This is a genomic window from Zafaria cholistanensis, assembly GCF_008580665.1.
Taxonomy (GTDB): Bacteria; Actinomycetota; Actinomycetes; order Actinomycetales; family Micrococcaceae; genus Zafaria; species Zafaria cholistanensis.
Map to the genome: position 1 here is coordinate 1 of NZ_BKDJ01000013.1, position 19,511 is coordinate 19,511.

Sequence of the window (19,511 nt, forward strand, 5' to 3'; positions counted from 1 at the left end):
GGTCGCCGGGTCCTGCACATCGAAGGTGCCCCCGTCGGAAGCATCGCGCCACACACCGTCAATCAACAGGCCGGCAGGGACCTTGGAAAGCAGCTCAGCTTCGCGTTCGGGCGTGATAGTCATGGTGGTACCTCCGGAAAGACGCAGGGTCGTAGGGTTCACAAAAACGTTAGGGCTCCGGCCGGAATACTGTAAATTCCGCTTTGCACTATGACGCACGCCCTGCGCTATGCGAACGCACAACCCCGCGCCGCCGGGTCCCGCCGCGTTCCGGCAGGGAAACGGACCCCTGCCGGGGCCCTTGTGGAGGCCCTCAGCGGGCCTCGAGCACCGCCGCATAGAGCTCGCGCTTGGAGACGCGCTCCTGCTCCGCCACCGCGGCCACGGCGTCCTTCAGGCGCAGCCCGCCCTCGACCAGTTCGCGCACCCGGGCCACATGGTCGGCGGCCCTGGCCGGCTCGCCTTCGGGCGCTCCGCCGACGACCACGGCGATTTCGCCGCGCACCTCGCCCTCGGCCCACTGGAGCAGTTCCATGAGGGTGCCGCGGCGGACCTCCTCGTGCAGCTTCGTCAGTTCGCGGGCGACGGCGGCCGGACGGTTCGGGCCGAACGCGTCGGCGAGCGCGCGCAGCATCGGCTCCACCCGGTGCGGGGCCTCGAAGAACACCATGGTGCGCTGCTCGGCAGCGAGCTCGGCCAGCCGGGAGGCCCGGTCCCCGGCCTTGCGCGGCAGGAACCCCTCGAAGACGAAGCGGTCCGTGGGCAGCCCGGAAAGGGCCAGCGCGGTGAGCACCGCGGAGGGCCCGGGGACCGCGGTGACGTCCACGCCGTCTGCCACGGCGGCCTGGACCAGCCGGAAGCCGGGGTCGGAGACGGCGGGCATGCCGGCGTCGCTGACCACCAGGAGGGTGTTTCCCGCGCGCACCAGGTCCAAGAGTTCGGAGATCCGGGCCACCTCGTTGTGCTCGTGGTAGCTGATTAGCCGGCCCGGGACGCGGATCCCCAGCGCCTGGGCCAGGTGGATGAGCCTGCGGGTATCCTCGGCGGCGACGATGTCCGCCGTCGTCATCAGTTCGATCAGGCGCGGGGACGCGTCGCCGAGGTTGCCGATGGGTGTTGCAGCCAGCACGATCCGGCCCGTCTTCTGATTTTCCACGAGCCCCAGCGTACTCGGCGAGGGACCCGCATCGAGCGCCAGCGAGATGCGGGAGCCGGGGAAGCGGTACTCGGCGAGGGACCCGCATCGAGCGCCAGCGAGATGCGGGAGCCGGGGAAGCGGTACTCGGCGAGGGACCCGCATCGAGCGCCAGCGAGATGCGGGAGCCGGGGAAGCGGTACCCGGCGGGGGACCAGCTGCCGATGCCGCGCGGTGCCCGCCGGTAGAGTGGCGCAGGTGAGCGCCCCGATCCAGCCGCCGCGGACCCGCTGGGTCCGCGATCCCTCGCGCGCCTTCGACCGCGAGGCGCTGCGCACACGGCTGCTCGGCGACGGCGTGCGCTTCGGCGCGTGGGGCTGGATCGTTCCGCTGGCCGTGGCCCTGCTGGCCGGGATCCTGCGCTTTTGGAACCTTGGGCACCCGCACGCCCTGATCTTCGATGAAACCTATTACGTCAAGGACGCCTACTCCCTCCTGCAGTCCGGCTACGAACGGCAGTGGCCCCAGGACGCCAACGATGCCTTTACGGCGGGCAGCCCCGCTCCGCTGGACGCCGCCGCCTACGTCGTGCACCCTCCGCTGGGCAAGTGGCTGATTGCGGCGGGGATGCTGGTGTTCGGGACGGACAACGGCTGGGGCTGGCGCTTCTCCCCGGCGTTCTTTGGCACGCTGTCGGTGCTGTTGCTGGCGCTGGTGGCGCAGCGGATGTTCTCCTCGGTGGTGCTCGGCGGCCTCGCCGGGATGCTGCTGGCCGTGGAGGGGCACCACCTGGTGCAGTCGCGCACCGCGCTGCTGGACGTGTTCGTAATGTTCTTCGCGCTTGCCGCGTTCTGGGCGCTGGTGGAGGACCGGTTCCACGGCCGGCGGCTGCTGGCCGACCGGCTGGCGGCGGCCGCGGCGGGCGGCACGCCCCCGGCCTCCCTGCTGCTCTACGGGCCCTGGATCCCCTGGCGGCCGTGGCGGCTCGCGGCCGGGGTGCTGCTTGGCTGCGCGCTGGGCGTGAAGTGGTCCTCGCTGGCGTTCGTGGCCGTGTTCGGTTTGATGACCGTCCTGTGGGACGTGCAGGCCCGGCGCGCCGCGGGGATCCGGCACTGGTTCCTGGGAGCGGTGTTCCGTGAGGGTATGCCCGCATTCCTGACCATTGTTCCGGCGGCGGCGCTGACCTACCTGGCGACATGGGCCGGATGGCTGGCCACCTCTGGGGGCTACAGCCGTGATTGGGCAGCTTCCCATCCACCGGATGGCTGGGGCTGGGCACCTGCGTGGCTGCGTTCCCTGGCCGAGTACCACCGCAGCGCCTACAGCTTCCACCAGGGGCTGCATTCGGACCACCAGTGGGAATCCAGCCCGTGGTCCTGGCTGTTTGCCGGCCGTCCGGTGCTGTTTTGGATCGAGACCACGGCGCAGGGGGAACCCGGGTGCCATGCCTCCTCCTGCTTCGCGGTCGTGACCGACCTGCCCAATCCGGTGATCTGGTGGTCTGCCGCCCTGGCGCTGCCGGTGGTGCTGCTGTTCTGGGGGGGCCGGCGCGACTGGCGTGCCGGGGCCGCCCTGTCCGGCCTGCTGGCCGGGTTCCTGCCCTGGTTCGCCTACCCGGAGCGGACCATGTTCTTCACCTACACCATCGCCTTCGGCCCGTTCATGGTGCTGGCCCTGACGTACGTTCTGGGCCTGGCGGCAGCCGGCCCGGCGCCCCCGGGCCGGCGCCGGGCCGGGCTGTTGGTGGTGGGAGCGTTCGTGGCGCTCGCCGTCCTGGTCTCCGCCTTCTTCCTGCCCGTGTGGACCGGCGGCACGCTCCCGTACGACTTCTACCGCCTGCGGATCTGGATGCCCAGCTGGGGGTAGTTCCGGCGGGCCGGCCCCGGCGGCGGTTCGGCCTTAGTGGCCCAGCCCGAAGTCGCGTGCCTCCTGGCGCAGCCGGGAACGCTCGCGCCGCCGGGCCGTCGGCCAGGTCAGGACCAGGGTGACGAGGGAAGCCACCAGCACCAGGGCAGCGACAGCGATCGCCGAGTCCACCCAGAACTGTGTGGGGTAGAGGCGGATCAGCGTGTCCTCGAGGCGGAACGTCCAGGTTCCCTCCGCGAAGAACAGGCTGTGGAATCCGGAGAAGAACGCGCGCCAGTTCAGGGTTCCCGCCACGGCCAGGACCACCATGAGGGCGACCGTGGACACCGCCCCGGCAAACAGGGCCCGGCGGATGCCCCCGGCGTACCGCCGGGACAGGTACAGCGCGATGGCCACGGAGGCGGCCAGCAGGACAAGCCCGGCGGCGAAGGTCACCGCCACCACCGCCTTGACGTCCGCCATGTGCGCGACCTCGGTGTTCAGGAACAGCGGATTCCCGCCGGGATCCGTCAGGTTGCCCAGGTACTCGGGGCCGGCCGCGTTGTTCAGGTAGTCCACGCCGTAGGAGCCGTATGTGAGGCGCTCCCCGGCCGAGAAACCGTAGGCGTCGGCCGGGAAGCCCGGACGGTTGTACTCCAGCCACAGGAACCAGGGGCTGGCGACCAGCTTGATGGCGCCGATCAGCACCAGGAAGGGGTAGGCGATCGCCAGGACCGTTTGCAGGATGCGCGCCAGCAGCGGCTTGGCCGCCAGGGCCGCCTCGCGTGCCTCGCTGCGCCGTTGGGCATCGGCCCCCGGCTCAGAGGAGGACCCGGGGAACCCGAAGCCGGACCGTTTGGCCGACCTGGCGGCCTCCGCGGGGTCCGGGGTGGAGGCGGCCACCGGCGGAGGCGTGGGCGTGGGCGGGAGCACGGCGGTGCCGGCGGGTTCCGCCGCCACGACCGGCAGGGCGGAGGTCCCGGTGGTGGGCTCACCGGGAGCGTTGGCGGGGACCGGGCCGCCAGCCGCCATCCCTTGGGCTTCCTGCGGCGCCGCCTTCCCGGCGTCCGGTTCCGGCTGTCCGGCCGAACGCCGGGCGGAGCGCCGGCCGGAAGGCCCGGCGGAGGCCGGCTGGGCCGTACCGTCCGGTCCGAAAGGTCCGCCCGGCGTGGCTGAGGCCGGTGCCGAGGGTGCAGGTGCGGAGAGTGCAGGTGCTTCCGGGGCAGTCCGGCCCGGGGAGGATGCGTCCGCCGGTGAGCCTTTCGCGGCGGCAGGTCCCGCGGCTTCAGGTCCCGCGGCTTCAGGTGCGACGCTGGCGGGTTCGACGGCGGCGGGTCCCACGACTGCGGGTTCGGCGGCGGCAGGCTTCCCGGCTCCCTCCCCGGCGGCGGGCTCCTCCGCAGCGGCGGCCGATGCTCCGGGCTGGCCGAAGAAGCCGGGGGCAGGCGTGCGCGCTCCCGGCTGCCGGGTCCGGTTGGCCAGGCGCGCCTTGGCGGCCCGCTCCAACTGCTCGGCCTGCCCGGCCAGTTCCGCCATCCGGGCCCGCTTGGCCTGCACCTCGACGGGGAGGGAATCCTCCGCGGCCTCCACGCCGGCCAGCCACGCCGGGGCCGAACGCCGGGCCTGCGCGGATACCGGAACCTCGGCGGACGCAGCGGCCTCCGCTGGCCCAGCGGCCTCTACAGGCACCGCGGCCCCCGCGGACATCGCCTGGGGCCCACCGGCATCCGCGGCAGGTGCCTCCCCGGCCGCGGACGCCGCAGGCTCCGGGGACCCTGCACCGCCGGTCTCCGCAAGGGCCTCCGCCGCCGGGGCAGCAGTGGCGGCCCGGCGGTCCCCTTCGGCACCGGCGGCGTCCTTGCGCACCGCAGGTTCCGCGTGGCCGGGCTGCGGCGTGGTCTTGTCCTTCTCCGTCATGCGGCGCTTCTCCTCTTTCCCCGGAACCGGATCTTCCCGGCGCCCAAGTCGTCTTCCTGGATCCTCGGTCCTCTAGGGACCCCATCTTCCCGGGCCCCTGTTTCCGGGCCCCCTGTTCCCCGTGCCCCTGCACCCGTGCGTTCCCCGGGCATCATGCGGCCGGGACGCTTGCCCCGGCGTCGTACTTCCCCAGGTCCCCCGTGGCGCCGGCCGCGGCCGCGCGCCGGCCCAGGACCAGCGTGTAGGTCCAGTAGCCGGCCAGCACGGCCAGCCCGATCCCCAGGCGCGCCCAGTGCGGCAGCGGACTGGGCGTCACGAACGCCTCCACCACCCCGGAGACCAGCAGGACCAGCACCAGCCCCAGCGCCACGGTAATCAGCGCCCGGCCTTCGGCGGCCAGGGCCGCAGTGCGGGTCCTGTTCCCGGGCGCCACCCAGGCCCAAAAGATCCGCAGCCCCGCGGCCGCCGCGATGAAGACAGCGGTCAGCTCCATGAAGCCGTGCGGCAGGATGTACAGGAAAAAAGTGTCCAATTCCCCGTAGGCGGCCATGACGCCCCCGGCCATCCCCACCCCCACCGCGTTCTGGTAGAGCACGAAGGGAACATACAGCCCCGTCACCCCGAACGCGACACACAACGCCGCGATCAGGGCATTATTGGTCCAGACCGCCCCGGCGAAGGACGCGGCCGGATTCTCCGAGTAGTAGTCGACGAATTCGTGGTCCACGTAGGCCCTGAGCATCTCGTCGGAGCCCATGGCCTTGATGACCTCGGGCGAGGACGCCGTCCACAGGCCAAAGGCCACCGCCACGGCGCAGAACGCGGTTCCGGTAATCAGGGTGAGCCACCGGACCCGGTAGAAGGCCGCCGGCAGGGCGGCGGTGAAGAACACCGCCATGTCCTCCAGGAAGTTCCCGCGCGCGCCGGTGAACCGGGTGCGCGCCCGGGACACGCGGGCGGAGAGGTCCGCCGAGACCAGCGTGTCAGGTTCGATCGAGCGGACCATCGACAGGTGCGTGGAAACCTTCTCGTACAGGGACAGGAACTCGTCCGTTTCGGCCCCGCTGAGGCGGCGCCGGCGCGCGAGGTCGTCAAGCCTGCGCCAGTCGTCCTGGTGTACGGCAACAAACGCATCGAGGTCCACGCCCCCCAGCGTAGCGGGCAGGGGGCCCGCTACGGGCGAGGCGGGACGCGGGAGCGCGGCGGCGCATTCGGCGCACCCGGGCCTCCCGGCCTCCGGAAAGGGCCGTCCCACCGCCCCGGCGCCGTTCCGGATGCTCCCGCCTGCCCGGTGCGGCTAGATTGGGACCAAGGGCCCGCCCGGTGGCCCAGGGTGGAAGGGGGATCGGTGAGCACCGTGATCACCGGCGAGGCCGTGGAGCTGGAACTGAGCGAGGCCAGCTTCGTGCCGCGCGCTGCCGGCTGCCTCATCGACTATGCCGGGTACGCCCTCGGCCTCGTGGCCACGCTGGTTTTGCTGTCGGAAACGACCGCGCTGCTCGACGCCGCGGCCGGCCGCGCCTGGGGCATCGGCCTGACGGTGTTCTGGTTCGTCGTCGTGCCGGTCGCCGTGGAGACGCTCAGCCGCGGCAAGTCGCTGGGGCGGCTGGCGCTGGGCCTGCGGATCGTGCGCGACGACGGCGGATCCATCCGCTTCCGGCATGCCTTCATCCGGGCAATGCTGGCCCTGCTGGAGATCCTTGCCCTGATGGGTTCGCTGGCGCTCATGGTCTCCTTCGCCAACCGGCGCGGGAAGCGGCTGGGCGACCTGCTGGCCGGCACCTACTCGATGCGCGAGCGCCGGAAGAAGTTCACGCCCGCGCTGCCCGCGGTGCCCGCGCCGCTGCGGCCGTGGGTGGAGCTGGCGGACCTGGGCCGGGTCCCCGATGCCCTGGCCGCGAAGGTGGCGCGGTTCGGCCGCCAGGCCACTGCCATGGCACCGGCCTCACGCCGGCAGGTGGCCGCCGGCCTGGCCGCCGAGCTGCAGCGCCACGTGGCGCCCGCTCCCCCGCCGGGTACGGAAGCCGAGGACTTCCTGGTCGCCGTCATGGCCGAGCGCCGCAACAGGGACTACCGGCGCCTGCTGGCCGTCAAGGAACGCCAGCGGGCGGTTGGTGCGCGGCTGCACCGCCTGCCGTTCGCGGACCGCTGATCCGGCCGCCCCGCTGCTCCGCCGTCCGCCGCCCCCTGGGCGTTCCCACGGAAAAGGCCGGGTTCGGGCACCCGTGGAGGGTGCCCGAACCCGGCCCTTGGCCGGTGCGTCAGTAGCGGTAGTGCTCCGCCTTGTACGGGCCGGCGACATCCAGGCCCAGGTACTCGGCCTGGTCCTTGGTCAGCTCGGTCAGTTCCACGCCCAGCGCGTCAAGGTGCAGGCGGGCGACCTTTTCGTCAAGGATTTTCGGCAGGACGTAGACCTCGTTGCCGTACTCGAAGCCCTCCCCGTCGGCGGCCTTCCGGCCGTGCTTGGTGAACAGCTCGATCTGCGCGATGGTCTGGTTCGCGAATGAGTTGCTCATCACGAAGGACGGGTGGCCGGTGGCGTTGCCCAGGTTGAGCAGGCGCCCCTCGGACAGGACGATGATGGAGCGCTCCGCGTCGGTGCCGGCGTCGAAGACCCACTCGTGCACCTGCGGCTTGATCTCCACCTTCTTCACGCCCGGGACCGCGGCCAGGCCGGCCATGTCGATCTCGTTGTCGAAGTGGCCCACGTTGCCCACGATCGCCTTGTTCTTCATCCTGGCCATGTCCGCGGCCATGATGATGTCCTTGCCGCCGGTGGTGGTGATGAAGATGTCGCCCTGGTCCAGCACCGACTGGAGGGTGGAGACCTGGTAGCCGTCCATGGCGGCCTGCAGCGCGCAGATCGGGTCGATTTCGGTGACGATCACGCGGGCGCCCTGCCCGCGCAGCGCCTCCGCGGCGCCCTTGCCGACGTCGCCGTAGCCGCATACGACGGCGACCTTGCCGCCGATGAGCACGTCGGTGGCGCGGTTGAGGCCGTCCGGCAGGGAGTGGCGGATGCCGTACTTGTTGTCGAACTTGCTCTTGGTGACCGAGTCGTTGACGTTGATCGCCGGGAAGAGGAGCTTGCCCTGCTCGGCCAGCTGGTACAGGCGCAGCACGCCGGTGGTGGTTTCCTCCGAGACGCCCTTGATGCCGGCCGCCGTGCGGGTCCACTTCTGCGGGTCCGCCGCCAGCGAGGCGCGCAGCACGTCGAGGATGATCCGGTACTCGTGGGAGTCCTCCTCGGTGGCTGCCGGCACGGCGCCGGCAGCCTCGAACTCGACGCCCTTGTGCACCAGAAGGGTGGCGTCGCCGCCGTCGTCCAGGATCATGTTGGGCCCCAGGGCCGGGTTCTCGGCGGCACCGGGCCAGGTGAGGATCTGCTCGGCGGTCCACCAGTATTCTTCGAGCGATTCGTTCTTCCAGGCGAACACCGGAACGCCCTGCGGGTCTTCCGGGGTGCCCTTGCCCACCACGACCGCCGCCGCGGCCTCGTCCTGCGTGGAGAAGATGTTGCAGGAGGCCCAGCGGACCTCGGCGCCAAGGGCGGTCAGGGTTTCGATCAGCACCGCGGTCTGGACGGTCATGTGCAGGGAGCCGGCAATGCGGGCGCCCTTGAGCGGCTGGGCCGCGCCGAATTCGCGCCGCAGGGACATCAGGCCGGGCATCTCGTGCTCGGCGAGGCGGATCTGGTGGCGGCCGGCCTCATGCAGGCTGATGTCGGCGATCTTGTATTCGAAAGTCATGCGGGAACTACTCCTGGGTGTCGCTGGGGGCGTCGCCGGAGGGGCGAAGCAGTACGGGGATGCCGTTGACGATGCCGTAGGTGCAGGGCACGCCGTGTGGCCCGTCGACGGTGGAGACCAGCTGGTCCCCGTGCTGGACGAGCGTGGATCCGGTCACCGGGCAGCGCAGAACAGCCAGGAGCTGCGCGGATATGTTGGCCATGCCCCCAGTTTATGGGCTCAGCACTGGTCCCGCAGAATGCGCAGGTGCTTGCGGGTCAGTTCTCCCCCGGGCGGCGGTTCCAGCGGGTCCGGCGGGGTGCGCGGCCCGGACGGGTCCTCGGCCGGGGCGGCCTCGCGGACAGGGTCCGGCTGGCGCAGCGCATCGGCCAGCGCGTAGATGTCCTCCGGGTCCAGCGGGGCCTCGCCGGGCAGTTCCAGGCGCAGGACGTTCCATCCCAGCGGCACGGTCAGGCGTCCGGCGTGGAGGGCGCACAGGTCGTAGCAGTGCGGTTCGGCATATGTTGCCAGCGGCCCGAGCACCGCCGTGGAATCGGCGTAGACATAGGTCAACGTCGCCACGGCCGGCTGCCGGCAGGCGGAGCGTGAACAGAGTCTGAGGGATCCCACGAGGCACTAGCGTACCCGCCCCCGGGGCCGTTGCGTGGCAGGCGCGGCCGAACCGGCCCGGTCCACGGCACCGCCCGTTCCCGCACCGGCGCGGAGGGAGCTAGGCTCGAAGCATGTCACACCACCTGTTCATCGACCTCGACCCCACGTCCCCGGACGGGACGCAGGGCGAGGGCCGGGTGCGTTCCTTCGCGGAGCGGCGGCGCAACCGCCATGGGCGCGGGCTGCGCGGACCGCTGATGCTGCCCCAACTGCCGGGGTCCCGGACCCGGTACGAGCGCTTCGAGGACCTGGTGCTGGAATCGGCCGAACGCCTTGAGGACCTGTGGGGGGAGAAAATCTCCCGGATCGAGTTCATGGTGGAGCTGGTGCCGGGCAAGAAGGCGCTGGAGCGGGCCGCGGCGGCCGGGCAGCGCGTCCCGCTGGGCCGGGCCGTGACCGCGTCCCCGCGCAGGGCCGCCAGCATCACGGTATACCGGCGTCCCGTCGAGGAGCTGGCCGGGAACCCGGTGGACCTGCCCGAGGTGGTGCACGACGTCGTCGTGGAACTGGCAGCCGAACTGCTCGCCATGGCCCCGGAGGACGTGGATCCAGACTACGGGCGCGGGCACCGGGACCACTAGCGCCGGACCACCAGCCCTGGACCACCTTCCCCGGCGGCTCAGTACCTGATGTCCACCTGCACGCCGCGCTGGCCTTCGACCGCGGGCGGGATCGTGATGGCGGAGATCCCGGCGTTGCCGCGCGTCAGCACCTGGGCGCCGTAGACCGCGGCACCGGAGCTGCTGACCAGCACCGCAACGGTATCCCCGCCGAGCTCGGAGATCCGGCGCAGCGCCGTGGTCCCTTCGGCCACCGCCAGGGTCTGGGCGGCCCCGATGGTGCCGTCCGCGTCTACGGGGCGAAGTTCCACCGTCCCGCTCCCGCCGGCGCTGCCGAAGGCCAGGGCCGCGTCGGCACGCTGGGCGACGGCGACAAGGTGCTCGCTGCCGATCCGCGCCGCCGAGGAAGCCCACGCGGCGTCCACGGAGGCGTCCTTCTTGGTGCCCCGCACCAAGCGGGCTCCGGCGACGACGGCGACGTCGGACTCGACCACCAGGGTGTAGGTTCCGGCGGGCAGCCGGTCCAGCGGGACCGCCGTGGTGGCGCCGGCGGCGGCCGTCACCCGCCCGCCACCGGGAAGCTCGGCCTCCCCGTCGGGGCCGAGCGCACGCACGCGCAGGGTGGCGGCCTGGGTGCCCGGCACCACGACGCGCAGCTCGGGCACCGCGGTGGAATAGCCCTCCTGGGCGGCGATTCTGCGCGTCGCGGCCGGGTCCTGCACGGCCACGCCGGGAACGGCCTGGGTCTGGGACTGGGCCGCGGCCGGCTCGATGTAGTCGACCCCTCCCGGGGTGAGCCCGCGCAGGACGCTTTGCTGGATGAGCGCGGTGACGGGCCCGCCGGCGGAGCGGACCCGCACCGAAAGCGCCGCTTCCCCGGCCGCCAGGCCGGCGAGGACGATCGAGCGCGACGTCCCCGGGGCCAGGACCAGGCCGCTGGTGTTGGCAGCCTCGATCGGCCCGTCGGTCCCGTGCAGCTCCAGGTTGACGGTGGCGGCCGTGCGGGAAGGGTTGGCCAGGACCAGCAGGGCGGTGGAACCGACCGTGGTGGAGGCCCCCAGCAGCCACTGGTCCGTGGACGGGCTCTGGCAGCGGGACACGGCCAGGCCGGCCAGGTCGCCGTCGTCGGCGGTGTAGGCCCGGACCATCGAGGCGACCGGCTGGCGCCCGCCCAGCGGCTGGACGGCCAGGACGGCTGCGGCGGTTTCGGCCATGCCTGACTCCACGACCGCTTCGCGCCGGGACGTGCCCGCTTCGCTGATCGCTTCGGTCCGTTCGGCCTCCGCCGCGGGCAGCACCTCGGAGAGCGTGCGCAGGTTCCTGCCGTTCAGCAGCGCCACCGACGCCCCGGGCACGCGCTGGGCGAGGTCGCTGAGGAGCACCGCCCGCACGGCCGTCCGGGCCGAGCGCGACGACGCGGCGAATGCGGGATCCGTATCGGGGACGGCGGCCCCCTCAGGGAGCCGGGGCGTGGCCGGACACTGGGCAACGAAGTCGCCGGCCGGAACGGCGGCCAGCGGCACGCCGACCTCGCGCTGGACGGGCTGGTCCAGCGCGAACGCGGCCGCGCCGATTCCCGTAGCGGTGCCGCCCAGGAGCAGGATGGCCAGTCCCCCCGCGAGGAGGCGGCCGGAACGGCCCCGTCCGCCGCGGCGCCTGCGTCCACTCATTGTTTGGCCTCCATCGGTTCGTCGCCGTTCGGTTCAGGCTTTGGGGCCCCTGCGCCACTGGAGGGGACGGGCAGGGACACCGGAGGGCGGGACCCGGCATCCAGGGGTCCGGCATCCAGGGGTCCGGCCTTACCGGCAAGGGCGGCACGGCTGCTGCGGGCCCGCCGTTCGGCGCCGCGGCGTTCAAGCGCGGCGGGCACCGCAATCGGCTGCCGGTCCTGCTTCCCCGCGGCGGGATCCGGAACCGTGGCACCCGGCGGCGCGCCCTGGGGCGTGGCCTCCGGCAGCGCGGTTTCCGCTGCCGAGGTTTCCACTGCCGAGGGTTCCACCGGCGCACGGTCCGAAGCGCCCCCGGACCCGGCAGGCCGTCCGGTGTCGAGCTCCGCGATGGACGGGGTGGTGCTGGTGGCCCGGTATTCCTCCACCCGGCGCGGGGCGAAGCGGCGCCGGGGCGGGATCGGGACCACCAACAGCAGCGCCAGGCCGAAGACCGCGCCCTGCAGCACGCCCACGGGCAGCGCGTACGGGCTGGTGTGCCGGATCGTCAGGGTGCCGCCCCCGGCGGGCAGCCGGAAGGCCTGGGCCCAGCCGGAGGTGGCCGGCTCCAGCGGCCTGCCGTCCAGGGTTGCGCTCCAGCCGGCGTCGGCGCGTTCCGCCAACACCACCAGCCGTCCCGCGGCCCCGGCCCCGACGGGGGCCGCGTCCACCAGGATGGACCGGCCGGCGGGGTCCGGCACGGTGCCGGTTTCGGCGGGGACCAGCGCGCCGGTCCGCCCGTCGGCGTCCACGATGCGCACCCGCGCCGTTGGCGCCGCCACGCCCGGGTCCTCGTCCAGCCGGCTCGCCGGGTCGACCCGCCACAGCCAGCCGGAATCCGTGCTGCCCACGGCGGCCAGCCCCGGAACGGCGTCGAGCTGGCCGGCCAGCAGGCTGGAGGACGAATCGGTCTCCTGGAGCACCACGAAGGACACCCCGAGCTGTTGCAGTTCCGGGCGCGGGTCGATCCCCTGGCCGGAGGCCAGCGCGGCGACGGTGCGGCGCAGGGCGGCATCGGCATCGTCGTCGGCCTTGACCTCCGGCGCGGTCAGGGAGCCGTGGAGCCGCCCGGACGCGGCCACCTGGGACAGCTGGTCCAGGGTGGTGCCGGAGCCGGACATCAGCACGGCAGCCATGCCACCGTCGGTGCCGGGGGCGATCACGAGCACGCGCTCGGCGTAGGTGCCGTGGCCACGGTCCGCGGCGGTCGCCGGCAGCGTCCGGGCAGCTGCCGGCACAAGTTCCTGTGAGGCGCCGAAATCCGTTGCGGGGCGCGCCGCCACCGTCTCCGGCTCCGCCGTCGTACCCAGCCGCGGGGCAAGCCACAGCGCGCCGGTCGTGGCCGTGGACAGCAGGACGGCACCGGCCAGGAGGGCGGCCCCGGCCCTGCGGCCCTTCCCGGGGCCGCGCCCGGCGGTGTCCAGGGCAGCGGCGTTCAGGGCATCTGTGTGGAAGGCAGCATGGAACAGTGCCGCCCCGAAGAGCACCGCAAGGACAAAGACGGAGACGGTGGGACCGGTGAAGGCGGTGGTCAGGGTGGGACCGGCCACCGCGGTGGGAACATACTGGGCGCCAAACCCCGCCGCCAGCGCCAGCGTCCCCGCAAACCAGAGGACGCGGGCCATCCGGCCGGCGCGGCCGGGCAGGAACAGCGCGCAGGCGGCGGCCACCAGCGCGGGAACGCCGACCAGCAGGGCCGCCACCAGCGACCACGGGGCACCCGCAGAGCCGGGGAGGGCGAATCCGGCCACCCCGGCGGAGGGATCGAAGGCGACCGGAAAGCCCAGCGCCTGCTGCCACAGCGGGGCGGCGGCAAAGGCCTGCGGCACCCCGGGATCGGCGAGCAGGGCACGCGGATTGCCCAGCGCGGACAGGCCCAGCGGGAGGGCCAGCGCCAGTGCCGGCAGGGGCATCCACCACAGGGCCTTGGCACGGCGGCGCAGCGGCAAGGCCACCAGCACGGTCAGCACGACCGCGACCGGCAGGAGCACGGGGGCGCCTGCAGTGACCGCGGCCAGGGCCAGCGACGCCCCGGCGGCGGCCGTCCAGGACGGCACTCCCCCGACGCCAGGCCGGGTGGGCGGGGTGGGGCCGGAGGGGAAGGCGGCGCGGGATTCGGACCGATCCCGCGGGCGCGCCGCACCCACGGCGCGGATGGCCCCGAGCACGACGACGGGCAGCAGCACGTGGGCGACCACGGCCCCGAGGCGTCCGGAGGCCAGGGCCACCTGCAGCGTGGGCGCGACCGCCCATGCCAGGCCACCGAGCAGGCGGGCGGCCCGGCTGCCGGTGACGGCGCCCAGCGCGGTCCAGGCCAGCAGGGCGGATAAGGGCATGGCCGCCAGCGCGAACGCGACAAGGGCCCCGTTGGCCTGGCCGAAGCCCAGCAGGGACAGGATCCAGAGGACGGCGTCAAACGGATCGCCGTGCCCAAACCGTCCGGAGCCGGCCGACTGCCACCAGCCGAAGGCGTTCGCCCAGAGGCCGCCCGGGGAGGCGGACAGGGGCAGCGCGGACCCCCCGCCCAGGGCTGGGGCACCGACCAGCGCCCGCAGCCCCAGCAGGGACACGGCGGCTGCGGCGAGCACGGCGACGCCGGCGCCCACCCCGGCGCTGGTGCGCTGGGGGCCGGCGAGCGCCGCGAAGTCGTCGTTGGCGTCGCCGGACGGGTTGGAAGCCTCCGCCACCGAGCCAGTGCCATCGCCCATCACCTGCTCCGCGTGGAAGGATTCGAGCAGGCTGCGCCGGTGGGACCAGACATCGCGGCGCGGGACCATCAGCGGGCGCACGAGCGAGCGGGGCACTTTGCGGGTCGCGGCGGCGGCGCGGCGCGAACGCACGAGCTGGAAAGGGCTGAACACTGCCCGGAGGCTGGCCCCGAGCTGCCCGGCGGCGTGGCCGGGATCCTTGGCCAGCAGGCTGGCAACGAAGCGGACGAGGCCGCCCAGCACGGCGCCGAGAGCCAGCAGGGGCAGGGCCCAGAGGGGGGCGTGCTTCAGTCGCAGGTAGACCTCGGCGGTGCGGGCGGCCGCGGGACCGGAGACGGCATGGACGGCGTCCGCCGCGTGGAACATGTGGGCGCCGGGAACTACGACGACACGGTGGCCGGCCATCCGGTTGCGCCAGCACAGGTCAAGGTCGTCGCCCAAGCCAGGCAGCGCCGGGTCGAATCCGCCCAAGTCCTCCCAGACATCGCGGCGTACAAGCATGCCTGCGGAATTGACGGCGAAGGCATCGGAGCGGCCGTCGTACTGACCCTGGTCGAGTTCATCGACGTCGATCAGGGTCAGCCGCTCGCCCCAGCGGCTGATGCTCAGTCCGACGTCGATCAGGCGGCGGGGGCGGTCCAGGTCCAACTGCTTGCAGCCGGCGATAGTGACGGAGGGCGCGGTTTCGACGGCGGCGAGCAGCCGCTGCAGGGCGTCCGGGGCCGGGGCCGAGTCGTCATGGATCAGCCAAATCCAGTCCTGGACGCCCTGGAGCGGCTCGGGAAGAAGGCGTGCCGCGGCCTGGACCGAGGCCCCGAAGCCGCGGGCGGGCGCCTCGGCGATCGGGGTTCCGCCCGGCAGCCCCGAACGCAGCAGGGCCACCGAACCGTCCGCCGATTCGGCATCGACGCCGACAAACCCGTCCACCGGGCGGGTTTGCCCCGCGAGGGCGGACAGTGTCCGCGGCAGGAACTTGGCGCCGTTGCGCGATGCGACAACGGCCGTGACACGAACCCGGGAGTGAATCAGACCGCTCGCTTCCGCAACCGGCGGCGTTCGCGCTCGGACAGGCCGCCCCAGATACCAAAGCGCTCATCGTTGGCCAGGGCGTACTCGAGGCATTCGGAACGCACGTTGCAGGCACCGCACACCTTCTTGGCATCCCGGGTGGAACCGCCCTTCTCAGGGAAGAAGGCCTCGGGGTCGGTCTGGGCGCACAGGGCCTCCGTCTGCCACCCCAGCTCGCCCTCGTCCTCGGCGCCAGGGAATCCGGGCACTGCCACCCAGGCCGTCTGCGCCGGGACATCGGCGTCCAGCGGCCGCACCGGCAGGACCTCCCCCGCCTCGTCCTCCGCGGATGCCAGGTCGTGCGCGGCGAGGAAGGCCGTGGCCTGGTCCTCCAGCGCCGGGGAGCCAAGCTCCCCGAAACGTCCTGCCGATTCGGCCGGGTCAACGAACCAGTCCGATGGCACGCCCCTGGTACCGGAAGCGTCCGGGGCGGTCACCGCCCCCGGAACAAGGTCGTGAACGCGCTCTGTATTCCCCATTTAGATGAGCCCTTCGTCTTGTGTCCTGTCAGCAAACCGAACCGCACTGTTTGAGACTTGGTGCGCGGCGCATGGTGCCACGGGACATGACTCGGACGTGACTATGGAGCCGCCGGACGCGTCCCGGTCGGTTCGCTAACTAATTACACTGGTGTAACTCCGGGTCCGTCAAGTGGGGTCGGTGATTCTATAGATGCAAGAGTGAAAAAGCGCGCCGCGCCACACCGCAAGTGTTAACTCGTGTTTCATTTTCGTTTCCCCGGCGGCCATCCACCCCGCCGGCCGCCGCTGGGGATGGCCGCATCCGCCCCGGGCGCCTTCGCCGCCGCCACCCGATCCGACACCCCAACCCGACCCGACCTAACCCGACCAGAATAGGAGACCCCCATGGCTGCTTCCCCCGCGCCGCTGCCCTTCGTCGACCGCCTTCTTGAGCCCGTGCGCCACTCCACCGCCCCGCTGCTGGTGTGGCACGGCCCAAACCAGGAGCGGGTGGAGCTTAGCGGCCGCGTCTTCGACAACTGGGTCGCCAAGACGGCCAACCTGCTCGCCGAGGAGTTCGGGGCCGGTCCCGGGACCGTGGTGCGGCTGAGCCTGCCGCTGCACTGGAAGTCGCTGGCCCTGGCCCTGGGCGTCCTCCACACCGGGGCCACGGTTTCCGTCGCGGGGGCCGTCGAGGACTCCGGCGAGGCCAACATCGTCGCCTCCGACGCCCCGGAGGAAGCCGCCGAGCTGGAACCGGCCGCGGACGTGATCAGTGTGGCGTTGGGCACGCTGGCCCTGTCCTTTGGCGGTTCGGCGCCCGCCGACGCCGTGGACTATGCGGCGGAAGTGCGCGCCTTTGGCGACTACTTCCTGGCCGATCCCGTTCCGGCGGAGGCTACGGCCCTGCGCACCGGCACCGGCTCCACCACCTACGCGGAACTGTTCGGCACCCCCGCCCCCGGCGGCACGGCCCTGCTGCCCGCCGGCACCGGGCTGGGCGAGGCACTGGCCGCGGCCATCTCCGTCTGGTCCGCCGGGGACACCCTGGTGGTCCTCGGCGACGGGGCGCAGGCCACCGACCACCTGCTGGAGACAGAACGGGTGCAGCGGACACTCGGCGCGGCGGAAGCCGGCGCCGGGACTGCAGGAGCCGGCTCTGCGGAGGCGGGCACTGCGGAGGCGGGCACTGCGGAGGCGGGCACTGCGGAGTAGGGGTGCCGGGGGCCCGGCGGGTACGGGCCCGGCGCGGCTAGGCGGAGGACGCGTCCTGGGAGCTGCCGGGGACGGCCTCCGGCGCGGTCCCGGCCAGCGCCTCGGGCGTGCCGGGGGCGGCAGGCACCAGCTCGCGGGCGCCGGAGGAAACCCCCGGGGAGGGGCGCTCGGCCGTGAAGACCCAGAACCGGTAGGCCAGGAAGCGCACCACCGTGGCGACCACGATGCCCACCACGCCTGCGGCGAAGAGGAGGTTCTTGTCCTGGATGCCCAGCCCGTACTTGGCGATCGCGGTGAAACCGGTGGAAATGCCGATGCCAATGCCATTGATGAGGAAGAACATGCCGAACTCGCGGGCCATGTTGGTCTGGCGGCGGTGGCGGAAGGTCCAGTAGCGGTTGGCGACCCAGGAGAACAGCGTGGCCACGGTTGCCCCGACAAAACGGGCCTTGGCCTCGCTGCCGGACATCGCGCCGTGCATCAGCAGGAGGGTGACACCGTTGTCGATGACAAAACTGATGCCGCCGACGGTGCCGAACTTGGCGACTTCCCGCCACAGCGCGGACACAAGGCCCCGGGCCCTGCCGTACAGCTTCTTGAGCATGACCCTCCAAGGTCGGTGTCGATAGCGCCGGGGGCCCTGCTTGCCCACCCGGCCGGCCGGGTCCCGAAAACCCGGACAACCCCCCATTGTAGGCACCTCCGCTGCCGGTTTCCTGACAAAGGATCCTCCCCACCGTGCCGCGGGCACCCGGGCGAGTCCCCCGTTCGATAGTCTGTCCCCGTGACGTTTCCTGTGATTGGCGTGGTTGGCGGCGGCCAGCTCGCCCGAATGATGGCTCCCGAGGCGATAAACCTCGGATTCGAACTGAGGATCCTGGCCGAGGCCGAGGACGTTTCCGCGGCCAATGCCGTGGCCAACGCCCCGGTCGGCGACTACAAGGACCTCGATACCCTGCGCGCGTTTGCCCGCGGCCTGGACGTGATGACGTTCGACCACGAGCACGTGCCCAACGAGCACCTGCGGGTCCTCATCCGCGAGGGCGTGAACGTGCAGCCCCGCCCCGCGGCGCTGATCCATGCCCAGGACAAACTGGTCATGCGCGCCGCGATCGAGCGGCTGGGCCTGCCGAACCCGGCATGGGCGGCCGTCGAATCCGTCGGAGAGCTGGTCGGCTTCGGTGACCGGACCGGCTGGCCCGTGGTCCTGAAGACCCCGCGCGGCGGCTACGACGGCAAGGGCGTGCGGATCGTTGACGACGCCGCGGCCGCAGCCGGCTGCGCCGACTGGTTCGACGGCTCCGCGCTGCTGGCCGAGGAGAAGGTGGCGTTCAGCCGCGAGCTCTCCGCCCTGGTTGCCCGCACGCCCGGCGGCGAGGCCCGGGCCTGGCCGGTGGTCCACACCATCCAGGTCGACGGCGTCTGCGACGAGGTCATCGCCCCCGCGCCGGGCCTGTCCGACGACGTCGCCGCGGCCGCCCGGGACGCCGCGCTGCGCATCGCGGAGGAATTCGGCGTCACCGGCGTGATGGCCGCCGAGCTGTTCGAAACCCCCGGCGTCGGTGCGGGCTTCGTGATCAACGAACTCGCCATGCGCCCCCACAACACCGGCCACTGGACCATGAATGGCTCCGTGACCAGCCAGTTCGAGCAGCACCTGCGCGCCGTGCTCGACCTGCCCCTGGGCGACACCTCCGCCCTGGGCGAGGTGTGCGTCATGAAGAACTACCTCGGCGGGGCCAACGTGGACCTGTATTCGGCGTTCGGCACGGCGCTGGCGGCCGAGCCGCGGGCGAAGGTGCACGCCTACGGCAAGTCCGTGCGCCCGGGCCGCAAGATCGGCCACGTCAACGTCGTCGGCATGGCCGGCGAAAACGCCGGTTCGGTGCGTTCCCGCGCCGAACGCGTCGCGGCCATTATCCGCGACGGCGCCACCGCCAGCACCGAAGGAGCACTCTAGATGACCACCCCCGCCCCGCTCGTCGGCGTCGTCATGGGATCCGATTCGGACTGGCCCGTCATGCGGCTGGCCGCGGAGGCCCTGGCCGAATTCGGCATCCCCTTCGAGGCCGACGTCGTCTCCGCCCACCGCATGCCCGAGGACATGATTGCCTACGGCAAACGCGCCCATGAGCGCGGCCTGCGAGTGATCATCGCCGGAGCCGGCGGCGCCGCGCACCTGCCCGGCATGCTGGCTTCGGTGACTCCGCTGCCGGTGATCGGCGTGCCGGTCCCGCTGAAGACCCTCGACGGCATGGACTCGCTGCTCTCGATCGTCCAGATGCCCGCCGGGGTACCGGTCGCCACCGTCTCCATCGGCGGGGCCCGCAACGCGGGCCTGCTGGCCGCGCGCATTCTCGCCACCGGCACCGACGACCTGGCTGCCGACCTGCGCGCACAGCTGCTGGACTTCGCGCGCGACCTGCGCCAGGTGGCGGCCGACAAGGGCGCCGCCCTGCGGCGCACGGTCGCCGCCGAGGCCGGACTCGAGTAGCG

Annotated in this window: 16 protein-coding genes; 6 read left to right on the forward strand and 10 right to left on the reverse strand. The window is 72.6% G+C overall.

Annotated features, from left to right (window positions below; translation table 11 throughout):
• Positions 1 to 313 precede the first annotated feature (313 nt).
• On the reverse strand, positions 314 to 1,156 hold the full coding sequence (gene rsmI, locus NCCP_RS11525; protein WP_225873806.1) for a 16S rRNA (cytidine(1402)-2'-O)-methyltransferase: 843 nt from the start codon (positions 1,154 to 1,156) through the stop codon (positions 314 to 316).
• 237 nt (positions 1,157 to 1,393) lie between these two features.
• On the opposite strand from rsmI, the gene NCCP_RS11530 reads away from it, so the two are divergent.
• Positions 1,394 to 3,001: a dolichyl-phosphate-mannose--protein mannosyltransferase gene (locus NCCP_RS11530; RefSeq protein ID WP_225873807.1), complete on the forward strand. Its 1,608-nt coding sequence runs from the start codon at positions 1,394 to 1,396 to the stop codon at positions 2,999 to 3,001.
• Positions 3,002 to 3,034: 33 nt separating this feature from the next.
• Here the strand turns inward: NCCP_RS11530 and NCCP_RS11535 are convergent, their stop codons facing one another.
• Together NCCP_RS11535 and NCCP_RS11540 are read right to left on the reverse strand one after the other, a co-directional pair.
• Positions 3,035 to 4,897 carry a TIGR01906 family membrane protein gene (locus NCCP_RS11535; RefSeq protein WP_149957445.1) on the reverse strand — a complete coding sequence of 621 codons (1,863 nt, stop codon included), beginning with the start codon at positions 4,895 to 4,897 and terminating at the stop codon, positions 3,035 to 3,037.
• Positions 4,898 to 5,048: 151 nt separating this feature from the next.
• Entirely contained in the window at positions 5,049 to 6,041 is a 993-nt protein-coding gene (locus tag NCCP_RS11540; protein ID WP_149957446.1) for a stage II sporulation protein M, read from the reverse strand.
• 204 nt (positions 6,042 to 6,245) lie between these two features.
• On the opposite strand from NCCP_RS11540, the gene NCCP_RS11545 reads away from it, so the two are divergent.
• Positions 6,246 to 7,049 (forward strand): RDD family protein, encoded by an 804-nt coding sequence (locus tag NCCP_RS11545; RefSeq protein WP_149957447.1) that lies wholly within the window; start codon positions 6,246 to 6,248, stop codon positions 7,047 to 7,049.
• 109 nt (positions 7,050 to 7,158) lie between these two features.
• Here the strand turns inward: NCCP_RS11545 and ahcY are convergent, their stop codons facing one another.
• From ahcY to NCCP_RS11560, 3 genes are read right to left on the reverse strand one after another with little or no spacing between them, the layout of a single operon-like run.
• Complete coding sequence (gene ahcY / locus NCCP_RS11550) at positions 7,159 to 8,646, reverse strand: adenosylhomocysteinase (RefSeq protein ID WP_149957448.1); 1,488 nt, start codon at positions 8,644 to 8,646, stop codon at positions 7,159 to 7,161.
• 7 nt (positions 8,647 to 8,653) lie between these two features.
• Positions 8,654 to 8,848 (reverse strand): Trm112 family protein, encoded by a 195-nt coding sequence (locus NCCP_RS11555; protein ID WP_149957449.1) that lies wholly within the window; start codon positions 8,846 to 8,848, stop codon positions 8,654 to 8,656.
• 17 nt (positions 8,849 to 8,865) lie between these two features.
• Positions 8,866 to 9,255 carry a DUF3499 domain-containing protein gene (locus tag NCCP_RS11560; protein ID WP_149957450.1) on the reverse strand — a complete coding sequence of 130 codons (390 nt, stop codon included), beginning with the start codon at positions 9,253 to 9,255 and terminating at the stop codon, positions 8,866 to 8,868.
• A 113-nt stretch (positions 9,256 to 9,368) separates the two neighbouring features.
• On the opposite strand from NCCP_RS11560, the gene NCCP_RS11565 reads away from it, so the two are divergent.
• Positions 9,369 to 9,878 (forward strand): metallopeptidase family protein, encoded by a 510-nt coding sequence (locus NCCP_RS11565; protein WP_225873808.1) that lies wholly within the window; start codon positions 9,369 to 9,371, stop codon positions 9,876 to 9,878.
• A gap of 38 nt (positions 9,879 to 9,916) precedes the next feature.
• On the opposite strand, the gene NCCP_RS11570 is transcribed toward NCCP_RS11565, so the two are convergent.
• From NCCP_RS11570 to NCCP_RS15470, 3 genes are read right to left on the reverse strand one after another with little or no spacing between them, the layout of a single operon-like run.
• Positions 9,917 to 11,527, reverse strand: a complete 1,611-nt coding sequence (locus NCCP_RS11570) for a DUF5719 family protein (protein ID WP_149957451.1) — start codon at positions 11,525 to 11,527, stop codon at positions 9,917 to 9,919.
• Positions 11,524 to 15,300 (reverse strand): glycosyltransferase family 2 protein, encoded by a 3,777-nt coding sequence (locus tag NCCP_RS11575; RefSeq protein ID WP_308655507.1) that lies wholly within the window; start codon positions 15,298 to 15,300, stop codon positions 11,524 to 11,526. The genes NCCP_RS11570 and NCCP_RS11575 overlap by 4 nt, the downstream gene beginning before the upstream one ends.
• A complete protein-coding gene (locus NCCP_RS15470) occupies positions 15,297 to 15,818 on the reverse strand; it encodes a WhiB family transcriptional regulator (protein ID WP_149957453.1) in 522 nt (173 codons plus the stop codon). Before NCCP_RS15470 ends, NCCP_RS11575 begins: the two co-directional genes overlap by 4 nt.
• Positions 15,819 to 16,205: 387 nt before the next feature.
• Between NCCP_RS15470 and NCCP_RS11585 the strand changes: the two genes are divergently transcribed.
• Entirely contained in the window at positions 16,206 to 17,015 is an 810-nt protein-coding gene (locus NCCP_RS11585) for a TIGR03089 family protein (protein ID WP_149957454.1), read from the forward strand.
• Between the two features lie 37 nt (positions 17,016 to 17,052).
• Here NCCP_RS11585 and NCCP_RS11590 read toward each other — a convergent pair whose 3' ends face one another.
• Positions 17,053 to 17,619, reverse strand: a complete 567-nt coding sequence (locus NCCP_RS11590; protein WP_216364709.1) for a GtrA family protein — start codon at positions 17,617 to 17,619, stop codon at positions 17,053 to 17,055.
• Positions 17,620 to 17,799: 180 nt separating this feature from the next.
• Between NCCP_RS11590 and NCCP_RS11595 the strand changes: the two genes are divergently transcribed.
• Positions 17,800 to 18,975 (forward strand): 5-(carboxyamino)imidazole ribonucleotide synthase, encoded by a 1,176-nt coding sequence (locus NCCP_RS11595; protein WP_149957455.1) that lies wholly within the window; start codon positions 17,800 to 17,802, stop codon positions 18,973 to 18,975.
• Positions 18,976 to 19,509: a 5-(carboxyamino)imidazole ribonucleotide mutase gene (gene purE / locus NCCP_RS11600; RefSeq protein ID WP_149957456.1), complete on the forward strand. Its 534-nt coding sequence runs from the start codon at positions 18,976 to 18,978 to the stop codon at positions 19,507 to 19,509. It begins immediately after the preceding gene.
• Positions 19,510 to 19,511: the final 2 nt, after the last annotated feature.